The 16,583-nt window shown below is 68.8% G+C and carries 18 protein-coding genes; 11 read left to right on the top strand and 7 right to left on the bottom strand.

Annotated features, from left to right (window positions below):
- Window positions 1-48 precede the first annotated feature (48 nt).
- The gene (locus N440_RS08935) at window positions 49-942 is read left to right on the top strand and encodes a LysR family transcriptional regulator (RefSeq protein ID WP_133936008.1); all 894 of its coding nucleotides are present in this window, start codon (window positions 49-51) and stop codon (window positions 940-942) included.
- On the opposite strand, the gene N440_RS08930 is transcribed toward N440_RS08935, so the two are convergent.
- The 5 genes from N440_RS08930 to N440_RS08910 form a co-directional block, all read right to left on the bottom strand.
- The gene (locus tag N440_RS08930) at window positions 902-2,308 is read right to left on the bottom strand and encodes a heavy metal sensor histidine kinase (protein WP_133934812.1); all 1,407 of its coding nucleotides are present in this window, start codon (window positions 2,306-2,308) and stop codon (window positions 902-904) included. The genes N440_RS08935 and N440_RS08930 overlap by 41 nt on opposite strands.
- Window positions 2,305-3,003, bottom strand: a complete 699-nt coding sequence (locus tag N440_RS08925; protein ID WP_133934811.1) for a heavy metal response regulator transcription factor — start codon at window positions 3,001-3,003, stop codon at window positions 2,305-2,307. Before N440_RS08925 ends, N440_RS08930 begins: the two co-directional genes overlap by 4 nt.
- Window positions 3,004-3,048: 45 nt before the next feature.
- On the bottom strand, window positions 3,049-3,933 hold the full coding sequence (gene copD, locus N440_RS08920; protein WP_133934810.1) for a copper homeostasis membrane protein CopD: 885 nt from the start codon (window positions 3,931-3,933) through the stop codon (window positions 3,049-3,051).
- A gap of 10 nt (window positions 3,934-3,943) precedes the next feature.
- Complete coding sequence (gene copC / locus N440_RS08915) at window positions 3,944-4,321, bottom strand: copper homeostasis periplasmic binding protein CopC (RefSeq protein WP_133934809.1); 378 nt, start codon at window positions 4,319-4,321, stop codon at window positions 3,944-3,946.
- 116 nt (window positions 4,322-4,437) lie between these two features.
- Window positions 4,438-5,289, bottom strand: a complete 852-nt coding sequence (locus tag N440_RS08910; protein WP_133934808.1) for a helix-turn-helix domain-containing protein — start codon at window positions 5,287-5,289, stop codon at window positions 4,438-4,440.
- Between the two features lie 188 nt (window positions 5,290-5,477).
- On the opposite strand from N440_RS08910, the gene N440_RS08905 reads away from it, so the two are divergent.
- A complete protein-coding gene (locus N440_RS08905; protein ID WP_133934807.1) occupies window positions 5,478-7,610 on the top strand; it encodes a TonB-dependent receptor in 2,133 nt (710 codons plus the stop codon).
- Between the two features lie 110 nt (window positions 7,611-7,720).
- On the opposite strand, the gene N440_RS08900 is transcribed toward N440_RS08905, so the two are convergent.
- Window positions 7,721-8,197 (bottom strand): MerC domain-containing protein, encoded by a 477-nt coding sequence (locus N440_RS08900; protein WP_133934806.1) that lies wholly within the window; start codon window positions 8,195-8,197, stop codon window positions 7,721-7,723.
- 32 nt (window positions 8,198-8,229) lie between these two features.
- Between N440_RS08900 and N440_RS08895 the strand changes: the two genes are divergently transcribed.
- The 8 genes from N440_RS08895 to N440_RS08860 all read left to right on the top strand — a co-directional run bounded on the left by N440_RS08895 (window position 8,230) and on the right by N440_RS08860 (window position 14,877).
- Window positions 8,230-8,763, top strand: a complete 534-nt coding sequence (locus tag N440_RS08895; RefSeq protein ID WP_133934805.1) for a DUF2796 domain-containing protein — start codon at window positions 8,230-8,232, stop codon at window positions 8,761-8,763.
- Window positions 8,760-9,455, top strand: a complete 696-nt coding sequence (locus N440_RS08890; protein ID WP_133934804.1) for an ATP-binding cassette domain-containing protein — start codon at window positions 8,760-8,762, stop codon at window positions 9,453-9,455. The genes N440_RS08895 and N440_RS08890 overlap by 4 nt, the downstream gene beginning before the upstream one ends.
- Window positions 9,448-10,701 (top strand): ABC transporter permease, encoded by a 1,254-nt coding sequence (locus N440_RS08885; RefSeq protein WP_133934803.1) that lies wholly within the window; start codon window positions 9,448-9,450, stop codon window positions 10,699-10,701. The genes N440_RS08890 and N440_RS08885 overlap by 8 nt, the downstream gene beginning before the upstream one ends.
- Window positions 10,702-10,703: 2 nt before the next feature.
- Window positions 10,704-11,264, top strand: coding sequence for a DUF3299 domain-containing protein (locus tag N440_RS08880; RefSeq protein WP_133934802.1), 561 nt, complete (start codon window positions 10,704-10,706; stop codon window positions 11,262-11,264).
- Window positions 11,254-11,880, top strand: a complete 627-nt coding sequence (locus N440_RS08875; protein ID WP_133934801.1) for a DUF3299 domain-containing protein — start codon at window positions 11,254-11,256, stop codon at window positions 11,878-11,880. Before N440_RS08880 ends, N440_RS08875 begins: the two co-directional genes overlap by 11 nt.
- Window positions 11,880-12,626 (top strand): hypothetical protein, encoded by a 747-nt coding sequence (locus N440_RS08870; protein ID WP_133934800.1) that lies wholly within the window; start codon window positions 11,880-11,882, stop codon window positions 12,624-12,626. The genes N440_RS08875 and N440_RS08870 overlap by 1 nt, the downstream gene beginning before the upstream one ends.
- 153 nt (window positions 12,627-12,779) lie before the next feature.
- Window positions 12,780-14,312 carry an MFS transporter gene (locus N440_RS08865; RefSeq protein ID WP_133934799.1) on the top strand — a complete coding sequence of 511 codons (1,533 nt, stop codon included), beginning with the start codon at window positions 12,780-12,782 and terminating at the stop codon, window positions 14,310-14,312.
- 4 nt (window positions 14,313-14,316) lie between these two features.
- Window positions 14,317-14,877, top strand: a complete 561-nt coding sequence (locus tag N440_RS08860; RefSeq protein ID WP_133934798.1) for a TetR family transcriptional regulator — start codon at window positions 14,317-14,319, stop codon at window positions 14,875-14,877.
- 121 nt (window positions 14,878-14,998) lie between these two features.
- Here the strand turns inward: N440_RS08860 and N440_RS08855 are convergent, their stop codons facing one another.
- Window positions 14,999-15,889 carry an AraC family transcriptional regulator gene (locus N440_RS08855; protein WP_133934797.1) on the bottom strand — a complete coding sequence of 297 codons (891 nt, stop codon included), beginning with the start codon at window positions 15,887-15,889 and terminating at the stop codon, window positions 14,999-15,001.
- 106 nt (window positions 15,890-15,995) lie between these two features.
- Between N440_RS08855 and N440_RS08850 the strand changes: the two genes are divergently transcribed.
- Window positions 15,996-16,532: a carboxymuconolactone decarboxylase family protein gene (locus N440_RS08850; RefSeq protein WP_133934796.1), complete on the top strand. Its 537-nt coding sequence runs from the start codon at window positions 15,996-15,998 to the stop codon at window positions 16,530-16,532.
- Window positions 16,533-16,583: the final 51 nt, after the last annotated feature.

Below are 16,583 nucleotides of genomic sequence, written 5' to 3'. Positions count from 1 at the left end.
GGCGGACAATCGTGCATAATCAGCCCACACCATCCGGACAGCCGAACAATCGACCGCTTTACGGCCATGCGCGCCTTCGTCCGTATCGTCGAGCGCCGCAGTTTCACCCGCGCCTCCGAGGACCTTGGCCTGCCACGGGCCACGGTGACCGACGCGATCAAGGCGCTGGAACAGCGCTTGGGCGTGCGCCTGTTGAACCGGACCACGCGGCTGGTGGCACCGACCCTGGAGGGTGAAGCCTTCTACGGTCGTTGCCTGCGACTGATCGCCGACATGGACGACGCCGAGGCCGCGTTCCGTGACGTGCCACCGCGTGGCCTGCTGCGCATCGAGGTGCATGGCACGCTGGGCCGGCATCTGCTGTTTCCGCACCTGCCGGACTTCCTGCAGCGCTACCCGGACATCGAGCTGGACGTCAGTGAGGGAGATCGCTATGTCGACCTGCTGCGCGAAGGCGTGGATGCGGCGGTGCGGGTCGGCGCGCTGGCCGACAGCGACCTGGCGGCGCGACGGCTGACGCTGCTGCGCGAGGTTACCGTGGCCTCGCCGGACTATGTGCGGGCCCGGGGCCTGCCCGTGGATATCGACTCGCTGAAAGACGGCCACGCCATGGTCGGCTATCGTTCCAGCGCCACTGGCCAGCTGATTCCCCTGGAGTTCCAGCAGGACGGGCAGATCCGCTACGTGCCGTTGCCGGCACGGGTGCTGGTGTCCGGTGCGGATGCGTTCCTCGGCGCTGCGCTGGCGGGGCTGGGCATCATCCAGGCACCGCGTTACCGCATGGACCCGTACATTGCGCGGGGCGAGCTGGTAGAACTGTTGCCGCAGATGCCGCCAACGCCGAGCCCGCTGAACCTGGTCTACCCGCGCAACCGCACGCCCTCACCGCGATTGCGGGTGTTCATCGACTGGGTGGCGACGCTGTTCGAGCGGACGCCGTAGTGCCGGCCGCTGCGCCCGGCAGCAGCAGTTCGAACACGGTGCCGGTTTCATCCGAGGCAACGCTGACGCTGCCGCCATGGGCCTGGGCGATGGCGCGGGTGATCGCCAGGCCCAGCCCGGCGCCTTCATGGCGGCTGCGCTCGCCACGGTAGAAGCGGTCGAACAGGCGCGGCAGCGCTTCGGCGGCAATCGGCGTGCCGATGTTGTGCACGCTGATCCTGCACCGGCCAGCCCGCTGTTCCAGTCGTACCCGCACCTCGCTTCCCGCGCGGGCGTGTTTCAACGCATTGGACAACAGGTTGGCGATCGCACGGTGCAGCATCAACGGGTTGCCATCGACGCGCGCGATACCGTCGCGGCGCAGCGTCAACTGCCGGTCCTCGGCCAGCAGCCCGTAGAACTCCAGCAGCGAATCCACCACCGCATCCAGCGCCAACGGCTCGCGCGAAGGCAGTACACCGGGTGTCTCGGTCTGTGCCAGGTACAGCAGGTCACCCACGGTCTGCGCCAGCTGCTGCAGTTCTTCCGCACAGGAGGCCAGCGTCTCCCGATAGGCCTCGCTGCTGCGTGGATGGGCCAGCACCACCTGAACCTGGGTCAGCATGTTGGTGATGGGCGTGCGCAGTTCGTGGGCAAGGTCGCCGCTGAACTCGGTGAGGCGCGCGAAATCCTGCTGCAGCCGGGCCAGCATGGCGTTGAGGGCCTGCGCCAGCTGCTCCAGCTCGGCCGGCGCCCGGCGTGCACTCAAGCGCCGCTGCAGGCGCCCGGCGGTGATCTCGCGGGCGTCATCGGCCAGCGTGCGCAGGGGGCGCAGCGTGCGCTGTACCACGTAGCCGCCGAGCAGGCTGCTGGCCACCGCAGCGGCGACGATCGCACTGGCGAGCAGATGGCGGAAGCGCTGCAGGAACGCGGCATGGCGGGCATCGTCGATGGCCAGCAGGGTGACCAGCTGGCTGCCGTCGGCCAGGGTCTGGCGCAGGTGCAGGGCATGCATGCAGCGGCCGTCGGCAAGCGTCCAGTCATGCCGGCGCGGTACCGTATCGACGGGTTGGAGGCGGGCATGTTCGCGCAGCAGTGCCGGTGCCGTGGAAAACAACACGCCGCCGCGATCATCGGCAATATGGAAGGCGATGTCGGGATGGTGGCCCAGTGCTTCGGCCAGTCGCTGCGCGCGTGCATCGGCCGGTCCACGGCTGGCCAGATCATTGATCAGCGCCACCTTGTTCTCCAGTTCGATGAAATCCTGCGCGACCAGATCGTGGCGGGCGCTGACATAGATCGCCATGCCCAGCGCCGCCAGCACCGCCGTGGCCACGATGGCGAACAGCACCGTCAACCGCACCGCCATGGAACGGCGCAGGCTCATCCGTCGCGCGCAGCGCCGTCCTCCGGCGCTTCCAGTACATAGCCCATGCCGCGCACGGTCACGATCAGCTTGGCGTCGAACCCGTCGTCGATCTTCGCGCGCAGGCGGCGGATGGCCACATCGATCACATTGGTGTCGCTGTCGAAGTTCATGTCCCACACCTGCGAGGCGATCAGCGAGCGGGGCAGCACTTCACCCTGGCGGCGCGCCAGCAGTTCCAGCAAGGTGTATTCCTTCTGGCTGAGCGCGATGCGCTGGCCAGCCCGCTCCACCCGGCGGCGCAGCGTATCGACCACCAGATCGGCGATGACGATGCGCTCGGCCTGCGGCAACGCCTGGCCTCGGCGCAGCAGGGTGCGCACGCGTGCCAGCAGCTCGGCGAAGGCGAAGGGCTTGGCCAGGTAGTCGTCGGCGCCCAGCTCCAGCCCCTGCACCCGGTCGGCGATGCTGCTGCGTGCGGTAAGGAACAGCACCGGCAGCGGCCAGCCATCCGCGCGCAGCCGCGACAGCACGTTCCAGCCGTCCAGCCCGGGCAGCATCACGTCGAGGATGACCAGCTGGTACTCGCCGGTGCCGGCCAGATGCAGTCCATCGACACCATTGCAGGCCAGGTCGACCACGTAGCCGGCTTCGATCAGGCCCTGGCGCAGGTAGTTGCCGGTCTTGGGTTCGTCTTCGATGATCAGCAGTTTCATGGTGCGCCCATCATCGCAGCTTGCGCCTGCATCGGGCCGGGCCGCTCATGCCAGCGGATCCAATGTGCCCAGCACCGCCACGCAGGCCAGCACCAGCAGCACCAGCACCGACTCGCAGGCCAGGCTGTGGCGCAGGGCGCGCAATGGGCGCGGCTGCCAGCCGCCGCGGATGGACACCGCCAGCGCGGGTACCAGCCGCCAGCGATGCAATGCGGCCAGCGCCAGCATGCCGCCCACCAGCGCCAGCTTGAGCAGCAGCCAGCGTCCATGTGTGGTGCCGGCCAGGGTCTGCACCGATCCCCCAAGATCGACATAGGTATAGGTGCCGGTCATCGCCAGCGTCGCGACGATGAGCGTGCCGGGCAGGGCGAAGCCGTGCGCCGCCCGCCACAGTGCATGGGTACGCTCGCGCAGGCCCACGCCCTGGGGACGCAGCGCCAGTTGCAGCAGGGCGGCGATCGCGCCCACCCAGGCGCCCGCGGCCAGCAGATGCGCGAGGCCGGCGATCAGCCGCAGCGTGCCGCCGGGGCCGTCACCGGCGGCGGCATGGCCGTTCCAGGCCAGGCTGGCCAACGCGACCGCCGACAGCAGCATCAGCGCGGCACGCCATCGGCCCTGCAATGGGCGGTTGATCGCCAGCAGCGGCAGCATCGCCAGCAGGGTCGCACCCCGCAGCAGGCCTGCCTGGCCCACCGGCGTTCCGGTGAGGAACCAGTGTGCGGTCGCGCCATCGATGTCGGTTGGCGCGATGCCGAGCACGCCGGAAAGCCGGGTCAGCGCGTCGACGGCCACCAGCAGCAGCGCGATGAAGGTCATCGCCAGCAGGGCGACGCGCGGCAGCACCGGGCGCACGAACAGCGTGCGCCCGAACAGCAGCATCAGTGCCACATACAGTGCCAGCCTCAGCCCATACGGCGAGAGCTCGACCACAAGCGCGGCCTTACTTCACGGTAAAGCGGTAGGTGCCGGTGACCGGATGACTGTCCTGGCCGACTGCACGCCATTGCAGTGCGTAGCGGCCTGCGGGCAGCGGCTTGCCGAAGCGCGCGCGCAGGGTGTGGCCGTCTTCGGAGACCTCCTGCGCGGTGGTCGGCATGGCCATCTTCATGCGGCCGTGGTCCATGCTCAGCTCGATGCGGGTGGCACGCGGCATCACCTTCTCACTGAACTGCAGCTCGATCTGGCTGGCCGGGGCCACGGTGGCATCGGCGGCCGGCGTGGCCCGCAGCAGGCTGGGATGGGCCAGCGCCAGTGGCGCGATGGCGAGGCCGGCCAGCATCAGCATGAGCGGGGCGGGACGCAGCAGGGAACGGATCATTGCGGAGCACCTGTGGGGACTGTGGCCCTCAGGGTGGAGGCCGGCACCTTTCGATGGCCTGACCTGGACATTACCGGTCTGTAAGGTTGGCCGGTGCTGCACAGCGGCGATCCGGATCAGCGGCTGCGCGCCTGCGCGATCCAGGCCGAGGGCGAACAGCCAAGCACACGGCGGAAGGCCGCGCTGAACTTGCTGGGGTTGGCGTATCCGCTGGCCAGGGCCACGTCGGTGACGGTGCGGCCCTGTGCCAGTGCGGCACGGGCCCAGTGCATGCGGTGCCGGGTCAGGAACGCGTACGGCGGCAGCCCGGTGGCGGCGCGCAGGGCGCGGCTGAAGCTGGACGGCTGCATCTGCACGGCGGCAGCCAACTGGACGACGCCCAGCGGCTGGCCCTGCTGTGCATCGATGTAGTCCTTCAACTGCAGCAGCCGTTGTGCCGACAGCGGCGTGGCCGTGCCAACCACCTCGCGCCGTTGGCCGGCAAGCTGGCCCAGGCGATGCAGCAGCACCTGCGCGCCGTGTTCGAGAAAACCGGGCAGGCACGCACCGGCCTGCGCGCTGCACCACAGCGCCTGCAGCACCGAGGCCACCACCGGATCCTGGTGAAGCCGCGCCGCCAGCGGCTGCAGCTGCTGCAGCGCCCGCGCGTGCGGGTACGCGCGGGTGTCGATGGCAATGCCGAGCACGTCGACGGCGGGGCTGGCGTAGGTGCCGCTGTCGCCAGGCAGGACCAGGTTGAACTGGCCCGGTCGCCACGGTGCCTGCAGCACGCCGTTGAGCGTGCGCTGCTGCAGCCAACCCCCGCCGGCCATGGCCATGCCCAGGCGCAGTTGCTGCGGATGCCCCATTTCGCCTTCGTTGGCCTCGAAGCGGTGGCGCAGCAGGACCACCGCCCCGTCCGGGTTGACGTGGGCGGCCGCTGGCTGGGAGCCGGTTTCGCGCAGCAACTGGTCGGCGAGGGCGGGCATCACGGATCCGGAAATGGAGCGGCGCTGCCGCGAATGGAGTGGCGGGATGGCACGAATGTTACAGGATAACACTCTTGACCCGCGCTGCCGCCGCCCGCGCGTCCGCCTTTCCATCCGTTGAGGTCCGTCCGTTGAAGTCGTCCACGCCTGCTGCCGCCCTTGTTGCGGCATCCCTGCTCATTCCTGCCATGCCCGCGCTTGCCCAGCAGGCCGACCCGGCCACGCTTGACGGTGTCCGTGTCACCGGCTCCAAGCGCGATACCCCGTACCTGAAGAGCGACCTGTCGGTCACCGTGCTTGATCGGCAAGCGCTGAAGGAGGCCGGTGTCACCGAGTTCCGTGACCTCGACAAGCTCGCCCCGAACGTGAAGTTCAATGCGATGGGCCAGCTGAGCAACATGTTCATCTCGATCCGCGGCATCGAGTCCAATCCGTTCCTGGTCAACCGTGCGTCGGTCTATATCGATGGCATTCCGTTCCGTGAACTGAGCAATGCCGTGCTCAACCGGGTCGAGTCGGTGGAGGTGCTGCGCGGTCCGCAGGGCACGCTGTATGGGGCCAACAGCGAGTCCGGCCTGGTGCTGGTGCGCACGCGGGGGCCGGCCGATGCGCGCGAAGGCGAACTCAATGTGCGCAGTACCTGGTTCGGCAATGGCAACGGCACGGCACTGGATGGCTTCCTGGCCGGCCCGTTGAGCCGCGATGGCCGCCTGTCCGGCTCGGTGGCGTTCATGGGCTCGGACGAGGATGCCTACCTGAAGAACCTCACGCCCTCCGGTGCGCGCGGCAGGGTGGGCGAGGGCTACCTGCAGGGCAAGCTGCGCTGGCGGCCGAGCGACTATGTTTCGGTGAATGCACTGGCCTACCATCTTCGCACCCGCGCGCCGGGCATGTTCGAGTACGAGTACCTGCCGCTGGATACCGGCCTGTACAACCGCACCTACGGCAGCTCGCTCAACGGCGGCCGTCGCGCCGGTGATTTCACCTACATCAATGACGCACCCAAGCGCACCGGGAAGGACGAGTCGGTGGCGGGCCTGAGCGCGCAATGGCAGCTGCAGGCCGGCACGCTTGACGTGGCCGCCTCCTGGCGGAATGAGGAAGTGACCTCGGCCGGCTACGACTTCGACATGACCCAGAGCCCGGCACTGGCAGGCCGCATCTACGACCGGAAGAATGAATGGACGGCCGAGGCGCGCTTCAGTTCGCCCAGTGACCAGGCGCTGACCTGGATGGCCGGTGTGTCCACCTACCGCAACAGCAAGGATTCGATCCTGGGTACGTTCGTCGGCCCTGCGCTGCGCGGGCTGGACAGCTACAACCTGGCGCCGCGGCAGACCTCGAAGGGGGAGGACTACAGTGTGTTCGCCACCGCCAGCTACACCTTCCCGTCGCTTCCGCAACTGACCGCAAGTGCGGGCCTGCGCCATGAGCAGGCGCGGCGTTCCACCGAGCAGCGTGCCGGTGCACTGGACCTGGGTGCCGGCGGCCGCGTGCTGTACCGCGATGCTGCGCTGGCGCATACCTTCTCGGCCACACTGCCGCGGGTGTCGCTGCGCTATGACGCCACCGACGATCTGTCGTTCTATGCGGCCTCGGCCAAGGGCTATATTCCGGGCGGCTTCAATCTGGCCGCAGCGCAGAGCGATGTGGTCAACGACAAGGTGCTGCGCTATGAATCCGAACGCATGTGGAGCCATGAGCTGGGCTTCAAGATGAACCTGGCCGGTGGCCGTGGCCACATCGGCGGTGCGCTGTTCCACATCACTTCGGACAACTGGCAGGAGATCCAGGTCGCCACCGATGCCAACGGCCGCCCGATCTCGTCGGACTACGTGGGCTCGGATGCGTCGATCCGTTCGCGCGGCGCGGAACTTGAAGGTGTGTTCGACGTGATGCCCGGCTTCACCCTGATGGCCAACGTGGGCTATGTCGATGCCAAGTACACCAAGCTGTGGGTCAGTGTCGACCAGAACCTGGCCGGCAAGCGGGTCAAGCTGACCCCGCATTACACCGGCTATCTGGCGGCGCGCTACCAGTTCCAGTCCGGCCTGTATGCCCGGTTGGAATCGCAGTTCACCGGTTCCAGTGCGCTGGACGAACGCAACCGCGCGTTCCAGCCGGCCGTCGCGGTGCTGGGCGCGCAGTTGGGCTATGAGCGCGGGCCGTGGAGCACGCGCGTGTTCGTGCAGAACCTCACCAACAAGCGCCGCATCAACGGCCTGATCTTCGACAACCTGGCGTCCGGCCGCGACGGCAACTACTACGGCCCGGTCGACAGCCCGCGCATCGTCGGCGCGGAAGTGGGCTATCGCTTCTGACGAGGCGGGGACGCCGGCCAGCGGCCGGCACTACCGGTGGTGGTGCGGCGCAGACGGCCCGCGCTTCCAACGGACGGTAGTGCCGGCCGCTGGCCGGCATCTTCGCAGCGCTACCGGTGCTGGTGCAGTGCCCGCCGGTTGCCGATATGCGCACAGGCCAGCAGCACGCCACCGCAGGCCGTTGCCACGCCATGCCACAGCAATGATTCCTTCAGCGGCAGGTACAGCGACGCCGACAGCAGCAGGCCGGCGCCCACGCAGGCCAGGCGCAGCGGCCACCGGCGGCCGTGCCGGCGCAGCCCCGCCATCGTGCTGGCCAGCGCCAGCGCCGAGGCCACCAGCGCGAACAGCCACTCCCAGCGCGACATCAGCAGCAGCAGCGTCATCGCGCCATGGCCGGGATGCTGGAACGAGCGCAGCGCCATCATCGCGGCCGGCACGAACGCCAGCAGCAATGGCAGGGCGACGCAATGGGCGGCGCAGGCCAGCGATAGCCAGGCACCGGCCAGATCGAGGCGGGGATGCCAGCGTGCCGAAGCTGGCGGCTGGGCCAGGGCCCTTGCGGGCATCGAGGGGATATGGTCCATAATGTTACATAGTAACAATTGGAGTCTCCCCCATGAAGCTTCCCGCTGCTTTTTTCCTGCTGCTGGCTGCCAGCGCCGCGCAGGCCCACGACGTCCGCCAGCTCGGTGCGCACGTGCACGGCCAGGCCACTGTTGATCTCGCGCTCGATCAGGGCGTGCTGGAACTGGCCCTGCATGCGCCGGGTATCGGCATCCTCGATTTCGAACGACCGCCGGCCAACGCCGCTGAACGGGCATCGCTGGCACGCGCCACCGCGGTGCTGAAGAGCGGCAGCTGGGTAACGCTGCCGACGGCGGCGCATTGCCGGCTGGCCCGCAGCGATGCCAGCGCCGAGGGCTTCGATGCAACCGCTGCGGCACCGGCTGCCGGGCAGCACCGTCACGCCGGCTTCAGCGCCAACCTGCAGTACCGCTGTGCCAATCCCGCAGCGTTGCGCGCCCTGGTGATGCGGCTGCCGGCGGTATTCCCCGGTCTGCACGAGGTCATCGTCAACACCGCAACCGATCGTGGCCAGGGCCGCAGCGTGCTGACCGCCACCCAGCTGCGCGTGGTACTGGCACCGTGAGCAGCGCTGCGGTGATCAGGCTGGATGAGGTGCAGTTCGGCTACGGCCTGCGCCTGGTGCTGGACATTCCGCAGCTGTGGATCGAGCAGGGCAGCAGCGTGCTGCTGCGCGGGATCAGTGGTGGCGGCAAGAGCACGCTGCTGGGACTGCTGGCCGGGGTGCTGCTGCCCGGCAGGGGCCGCGTCGAGGTGGCCGGGCAGGCGTTGCAGGCCATGCGCGGCGCCCGGCGCGACCGTTTCCGCGCCGACCACCTGGGCGTGATCTTCCAGCAGTTCAACCTGCTGCCGTTCCTCAGTGTGCGCGACAACGTTGCGCTGGGCCTGCGCTTCTCGCACCTGCGCAGCGAGCGCATCAGCGGGCCGCTGGACGCCGAGATCGCGCGCCTGCTGGGCGCCCTGCAACTGGACCCGGCGCTGATGCAGCGGCGCGCGGGCACCCTGAGTGTCGGCCAGCAGCAGCGCGTGGCGGCCGCTCGTGCGCTGATTGGCCGGCCGGCGGTGCTGCTGGCCGATGAACCGACCTCGGCGCTGGACCGGGAGGCCGCCACGGCCTTCCTGCAGTTGATGTCCGCACAATGCCAGGCGGCCGGCACCACCGTGGTGGTGGTCAGCCACGATGATGGCCTGCAGCCGCTGTTCGACCGCACGATTGCCCTGGCGGAGATCAACCATGCAGGTGGCGCCCATGCTTGAGCTTGCCTGGGCCAGCCTGCGCAGCCGCGCGTTGAGCGTTGGCCTCACCGTACTGGTGATCACGCTCAGCGTGGTGCTGCTGCTGGGCGTTGAACGCGTGCGCACGCAGGCGCATGAAGGTTTTGCCAGTACGGTGTCGGGTACCGACCTGATTGTCGGTGCGCGTTCGGGGCCGGTGAACCTGCTGCTGTATTCGGTATTCCACATTGGCGACCCCACCAACAACGTGTCCTGGCAGTCCTACCAGGAGCTGTCCGCGCTGCCGCAGGTGAAGTGGGCGGTGCCGTTGTCACTGGGGGACTCCTGGCGTGGCTACCGCGTGGTCGGCACCAGTGGTGGCTACTTCGATCACTACCGTTACGGCGCCGGTCACGCATTGGCGTTCGCGCAGGGGCGGCCGTTCGACGATCTGTACGACGCGGTGATCGGAGCCGAAGTGGCCGCTGCGCAACGGGTCGGTGTTGGCGACGAGATCGTGCTGGCGCATGGCACCGGCGCGGTCACCCTGGCCACCCATGCCGACAAGCCGTTCCGCGTGGCCGGCATCCTGCAGCGTACCGGTACGCCGGTGGATTCATCGGTCCTGGTCTCGCTGCCGGCCATCGAGGCGATCCATGTGGATTGGCGCTCGGGTGTGCAGCTGCGCAGCCAAAGCGTCAGCGCCGAGCAGGCGCGTCACCTGGATCTGACCCCGACCAGCATCACGGCGTTCATGCTCGGCCTGAACTCGCGCATCGCCACCTTCTCGGTGCAGCGCAGGATCAACGAGTACCCGGAAGAGGCGATGCTGGCGATCCTTCCGGGCGTGACCCTGCAGCAGTTGTGGCAGTCGCTGGGCACGGCCGAACGTGCCCTGCAGCTGATCAGCGCGATGGTGGTGCTGCTGGGCATGGTGTCGCTGGTGGCGCTGCTGGTTTCGACCCTGCAGGAACGGCGGCGTGAGATGGCCGTGCTGCGTGCGATCGGTGCGCGGCCGGGTTACATCGCCGCCCTGCTGGTGGTTGAAGCGGTGGCGACCAGCGCGTTGGCCTGCGTGCTCGCGCTGGCCGCGCTGGCCGTGGCCAGCCTGGCGGGCCGCGCGTGGGCGCTGGCCAGCTTCGGGCTGTCGATCACCCATGTCTGGCCGGACGCTCGCGAGCTGGCGTGGGCAGCAGGCGTGCTGGTGATCAGCGCGGTGGCCGGGCTGGTGCCGGCAGTGCTGGCCTATCGGCGCACGCTGGCCGATGGCCTGTCGCCGGGAGGCTGAGCATGCGCTGCTTGTGGATGTTGCCGACGCTGCTGTTCCTGACTGCCTGTGAGCGGCCGGTGGATACCGGCGTGCAGGCGCTTCCGCCGTCGCCGGTGGTGGATGGCAATGGCGCCGCGACGGCGGGCACGACCGAAGAACAGGAGCTGGACTGGCTGGAGATGATGCCCGGTGATGAGCTGGCCGCGCTGGAGCGGGGCGAGGGCCCCGAGGTCGAGCACAACGGCAACCGGCGCATGCCGCAGTTCGGCACCTTCCGCACCGTGGACGCGGTGCTGGAACGGCCGGTGCGCCTGCCGGGCTACGTGGTGCCGCTGGCCAACGCGCAGGACGGGCGCCTGACCGAGTTCCTGTTCGTGCCGTACTACGGCGCCTGCATCCACGTGCCGCCGCCACCGCCCAACCAGATCGTGCACGTGCTGCTGCCACGCCCGATCGACATGCCGGACATGTATTCGCCGTTCTTCCTGGCCGGCACCCTGCGCGCAGAGCGGCTGGACGACGACCTGGCCGGCTCTGCCTACACCATGCGCGATGCGCACCTGAGGCCCTATGAACCGTGAGCACGTCGCCCTGCTGGTGGGCTGCCTGTGCCTGGCGGGTTGTACGCAGCCGGTGCCGACCGCTGCACCTGCCAGCACCGCGCAGACCACGCATTCCACGAAGCCGACGGTGGCCGATGCCCCCATCAACCGTTGGGACGCGCTGCGGCCCGATGAGGTGACCTATCAGCGGCCGCCACCGCAGATCGGCCTGTCACGCAATGGCATGGACGGCGTGGGCGGTTTGATCGACGACAGCGGTTCCGGCACACCGCCGGGGCAGGAGATCGACCATTCCAGCCCGGACCGCGCCAGGCAGTTCGGCTCGTCGCAGGTGGTCGATGCCGCCGATGGCCGCGCCGTGGATCTGGACGGCTACGTGGTGCCGTTGGGCACCAACGATGCCGGGCTGGTCGATGAACTGCTGTTCGTGCCGTTCTACGGTGCGTGCATCCATGTGCCGCCACCGCCCCCGAACCAGATCATCCATGTGACCCTGGCCACGCCGATCGCGCTCGGGGACCTGTGGGACCCGTACCGGCTTGCCGGCCGCCTGCAGGTGAAGCGCTTCGATGCGGATATCGCCAGCGCATCCTACGACGCCGCAGCGGCAACGCTGACGGCGATCCACAACTGATGCGTGCGCGCTGGGTCATCGTTGCGGGCGTGCTGGTGAGCGGCGTGGTCTTGGCCGTGTGGTGGCAGCGGCGTGCCGCGGTCTCCGAGCCACCGGCGATCGCGTTCCCGGCGCCCGCGGCGGATGCGCGCCAGCGCATCGAACAGCGCATGATCGAAGAGCCGGCCTTTCGCAACGACGTGCTGTTCCTGTTGGCGGCCACGCTGCGTGATCGCTGCCAGCCGGCACAGGCGGGGCTGCTGGCGCGCATGGCCAATCGTGCGTCGTTGCCGGTGCTGGCGGCGGTCAGCGCGGTGACCCAGCAGGATCCCACGCTTGACCGGCCGATCTACCAGTACATCCAGCATCGCGCCGATGCCCTGCGCTGTGGCCAGCCGTTGCAGATGCCGCTGGCGGCGGGCCGCAGCATGGAGGTGGACGTCGAGCAGTACGCACGCACCTTCCCCGACAGCTATTTCGATCCGCAGCGCAGCAGTGAACCGCGTGACTTCGCTGGCCTGTCGTTGCAGCAGCGTGCGGGCAATGCCTGCAACAGCGTGGTGTATTCGGTGCTGCCGCTGGGCGGCACCGATTGGCGCTGCAGCAGCCTGCGCGCCAACGCACGTGCACGGGTGCGCGGCCTGTGCGAGGACGAACTGCGCCGCCAGCACGGCGGCATCGGCGGCGAGCTGGACATGGCCGTGGGGCAGGGCATGCAGGCGGCCGTGGTGTCCGCGATGGCCGCATTGCCGGAAGACTGCCGGTGAGTGCTCACCCGTAGCGCCGGGCCCTGCCCGGCTGGGGCGTCCGGCCGAGCAGGCGCGCCTCTACAGAAGCTGAACCGGTCGATCCTGAAAGCCATAACTATACAGGACATCCTGTATAGTTATGGCGGTACTTCACCCCATCAGGTTTCCCCCATGGCTCTGTCCCAGCCCTTGGCCGGTGCTCCGGCCCTGTCGCGCGCCCGTCGCTGGGCGCTGTTGTTCACCGTTGCCGCCGGCCTGCTGCTGGTCACGCTGGACAACTCCGTGCTCTACACCGCGCTGCCCACGCTTACCGAAGAACTGTCGGCCAGTGCCGGCCAGGCGCTGTGGATCATCAATGCCTATCCGCTGGTGATGGCCGGCCTGCTGCTCGGCGCCGGCACGCTCGGCGACCGCATCGGCCATCGCCGCATGTTCCTGATCGGCCTGGTGGTGTTCGGTGTTGCCTCGCTGGCCGCGGCATTCGCGGAGAGTGCCGCGCAGCTGATCGCCGCGCGCGCGTTCCTGGCGGTCGGCGCGGCGGCGATGATGCCGGCCACGCTGGCGCTGATCGGCCTGAGCTTCCATGAAGAGCGCGAGCGCAACATCGCCATCGCGATCTGGGGCTCGGTGGCGATCGTCGGCGCCGCGCTCGGCCCGATCATCGGTGGCTGGCTGCTGCAGCATTTCTGGTGGGGCTCGGTGTTCCTGATCAACGTGCCGGTGGTGCTGGTCGCCTTCGTGGCCACGCTGCTGCTGGCGCCGGAAGGCCAGCGTGATACCTCGCGCCCATGGGATCTGGTGTCCTCGGTGCTGGCGCTGGCCGCGCTGTCCGGGTTGGTCCTGGCGATCAAGTCGCTGATTGCCACGCCGCCGTCGTACGCGTTGGGCGCGGGCGCGCTGCTGCTGGCGGTCATCAGCGGTGCGGCGTTCGCGCGGCGCCAGCAGCAGTTGCCGTACCCGCTGCTGGACTTCGCGATCTTCCGCAATCCCGCGTTCCTGGCCGGTACGCTGTCGGCGGTGTTCACCCTGTTCGCGATGGCCGGCCTGCAGCTGGTCACCACCCAGCGCTTCCAGCTGGTGGCGGGCTTCACCCCGTTGCAGGCGGGCCTGCTGGTGTCGGTGGCGGCGCTGGGTAGCCTGCCCAGTGCGTTGCTGGGCGGCAGCATCCTGCACCGGGTCGGCCTGCGTCCGCTGATCTGCGGTGGCCTGGCCGCTGGCGCGGTGGGTGTCGGCGTGGTTGCGTTCGGCTTCCCGCACGGCCTGGGCTGGGTGGTGGCCGGCATGGCCATCACCGGCTTCGGCATGGGCTCGGCCATCTCGGTGGCGTCCACTGCCATCCTCAACAACGTGCCGGCGCACCGTGCGGGCATGGCCTCGTCGGTGGAAGAGGTGTCGTACGAATTCGGTGGCCTGCTGGCGGTGGCGATGCTGGGCAGCCTGAGCGCGGCGATGTACAGCGCCTTCCTGCCGGTCTCGGCCGACATGCCGGCGCTGGCCCGCGAGGGCTTCACCCAGGCCCTGCATGTGGCACGCGAGAGCGGGCAGGGCGAGTGGTTCACGCTGGCCACGGCCGCGTACGACCGCGGCTACCAGATCGTGCTGCTGGTGATCACGGTGATGCTGGCGGTCGGTGCGACGATCATCGCGCGCCTGCTGCGTGGCCGCGTCGGCAGCCGCGAGGGCGCGGCCGATCGCGTAAAATGACGCGATGAGAACCAGCAAGCGCGACCGCATCCTCGACGCCGCCGTCAACGTGATCAATCGTGACGGTGTGCGTGCGGTCACCTTCGAGTCGGTGGCGGCCGAGGCCCAGCTCACCCGCGGCGGCCTGCTGTACCACTTCCCCTCGCGCGAGGCGCTGCTGCGCGGCATCGACGAGCACCTGGTGCAGGCCTGGGAAGCGTCGATGGAGGCGCTGCTGGGCAAGCGCGCCGGCGAAGCGACGGCGCTGGAGCGCTACCAGACCTTCGTGCGGGTGTCGGCGCAGAGCGCCACCCGTGCCGAGCTGATGTTCATGCTCGAATCGGCTGACCCGGATGCCGATGAACGCCCGTGGGGCCCGGCGGTACGACGCTGGGCGCCGTTGCCGCCTTCACCCGGGCAGGACGACCCGGCCGCGCTGGACAACTTCGTGGCGCGGCTGGCGGCCGATGGCCTGTGGATCTACGAAGCAATGTACGAAGGGCAGCTGGATGAGGGCGTGCGTGCGCAGGTGGCCGAACGCATCGCCGGGTTGCTGGCGAAGCCCGACGGGTCACCGCCCTTGTAGAGTCGAGCCATGCTCGACTGCTCTGTAGAGTCGAGCCATGCTCGACTGCTCTTCATTCAGGTCACAAAATCCCACGCTTCGCGCGAAAGTCGACCGGCGGTCGACTCTACCCCTCACCCATTTACCCGACCTGTGCTGCGTTCGCCGCCAGCCACGCCCGTGGCGACGCCCCCAGCCGCTTGCGGAAGGCCTTCGACAGCGACGCGGTATCGGCAAACCCCACCTCGATGGCGACCTGCTTGACCGCTACGCCTGCCCGCAGCTGCGCGCAGGCCAGGCTCAGCCGCCAGTCCAGCAGGTAGCTCGCGGGCGTCGCCTGCATCACCTCCTTGAACACCGCCGCGAAGGCGCTGCGCGACATGCCGGCGGTGGCCGCCATGCGTGGCAGCGTCCATTCGTGCTGTGGCGCCTGATGCATGGCGACCAGTGTGCGCGCCAGCCGTGCATCGGACAGGCCGCGCATCAGCCCATGGCTGACACCCGCTGCATCCGGGTGGTCGACCACCCAGCGCAGGATCTGGATCAACGCCACCTCGAACAGACGGTTGGTCAGCAGCCGTGAACCACAGCGCTGGCGATCAGCCTCGGCAAACAACAGGTGCAGGGTGTCGTCCAGTTCGCCGATCGCCGCCAGTGGCACCACCATCACCGGCGGCAGTGACTGCACGATCGGATTGCGCGCACCGCCATCGAAATCCAGCGTGGCGCAGGTGAAATCCGGGCCCTCCAGCGGCGCGTTGTGGAATACGTGGTGCAGCGGCTGCGGGTACAGCAGCAGGCTGGGGCTGTCGATCTTCAGGCGTGGCAGTGCGGTATCGCCATCGGGATGGCGGACCTCCATCTCGCCCTGGCGAAGGATGTGCAGGAACGCGCGCCCTGGCTGTGGCGCGAACACGTGGCGTCCACACAGCGGCCCGCTGTGGAACAGCGCGGCCTGCACGCGAAAACGCTCCAGCAGCGAGGACAGCCGGTCAGGCGCGGAGGCATCTGTCTGGGTTGGAGAAGCGCTCATGGACGAATGGACAATACAAGAAGCCGATATGGCCTGATGTGTCCATGGAGTCTACCTAGGATGGCCGGGTCGTCCAATCCCGGGCGCTATCCCAAGGAGATCCACCATGTCCCGTGTCCCCCTGATCGATGCTTCCGCCACCACCGCCGACCGCCAGGCCCTGCTGGGCCAGGTGCATGCCGCCTTTGGTGCCACCCCGGCGATGTTCCGTGCCGTGGCCAACTCCCCGGCCGCGCTGCAGAGCATGTGGGGGGCGTTCGGTGCGCTGGGCGCTGGCCGCCTGTCACCGTTGCTGGGCGAGCAGATCGCCGTGGCCATCGCCAACCGCAATGCCTGCGAGTACTGCCTGGCCGCACACACCGCGCTGGGTCGCAAGGCCGGCGCCAGTGGCGAACAGATGGCCGCCGCGCAGATCGGCCAGTCCAGCGATCCGGTCACGGCCGCCGCACTGGACTTCGCACTGAAGGTGGTCGAGCAGCGCGCGCAGATCACCGATGGTGATGTGCAGGCGCTGCGCGCGGCGGGTTTCGACGATGAGCTGATCGTTGAAATCCTCGCCCATGTAGCACTCAACCTGTTCACCAACTACGTCAACGTAGCGTTCGACGTGCCGGTGGACTTCCCGAAGGTGGCGCTGCGCTGACGTGACGTCCGGCCCTTCGGTAGGGTCGACCGCTGGTCGACTGCGTTTCGT

The sequence above is a fragment of the Stenotrophomonas sp. CC22-02 genome (genome assembly GCF_004365115.1).
Classification (GTDB): Bacteria; Pseudomonadota; Gammaproteobacteria; order Xanthomonadales; family Xanthomonadaceae; genus Stenotrophomonas; species Stenotrophomonas forensis.
Note: the sequence above shows the minus strand (reverse complement) of the source record. Positions and strands in the feature narration are given on the sequence as shown.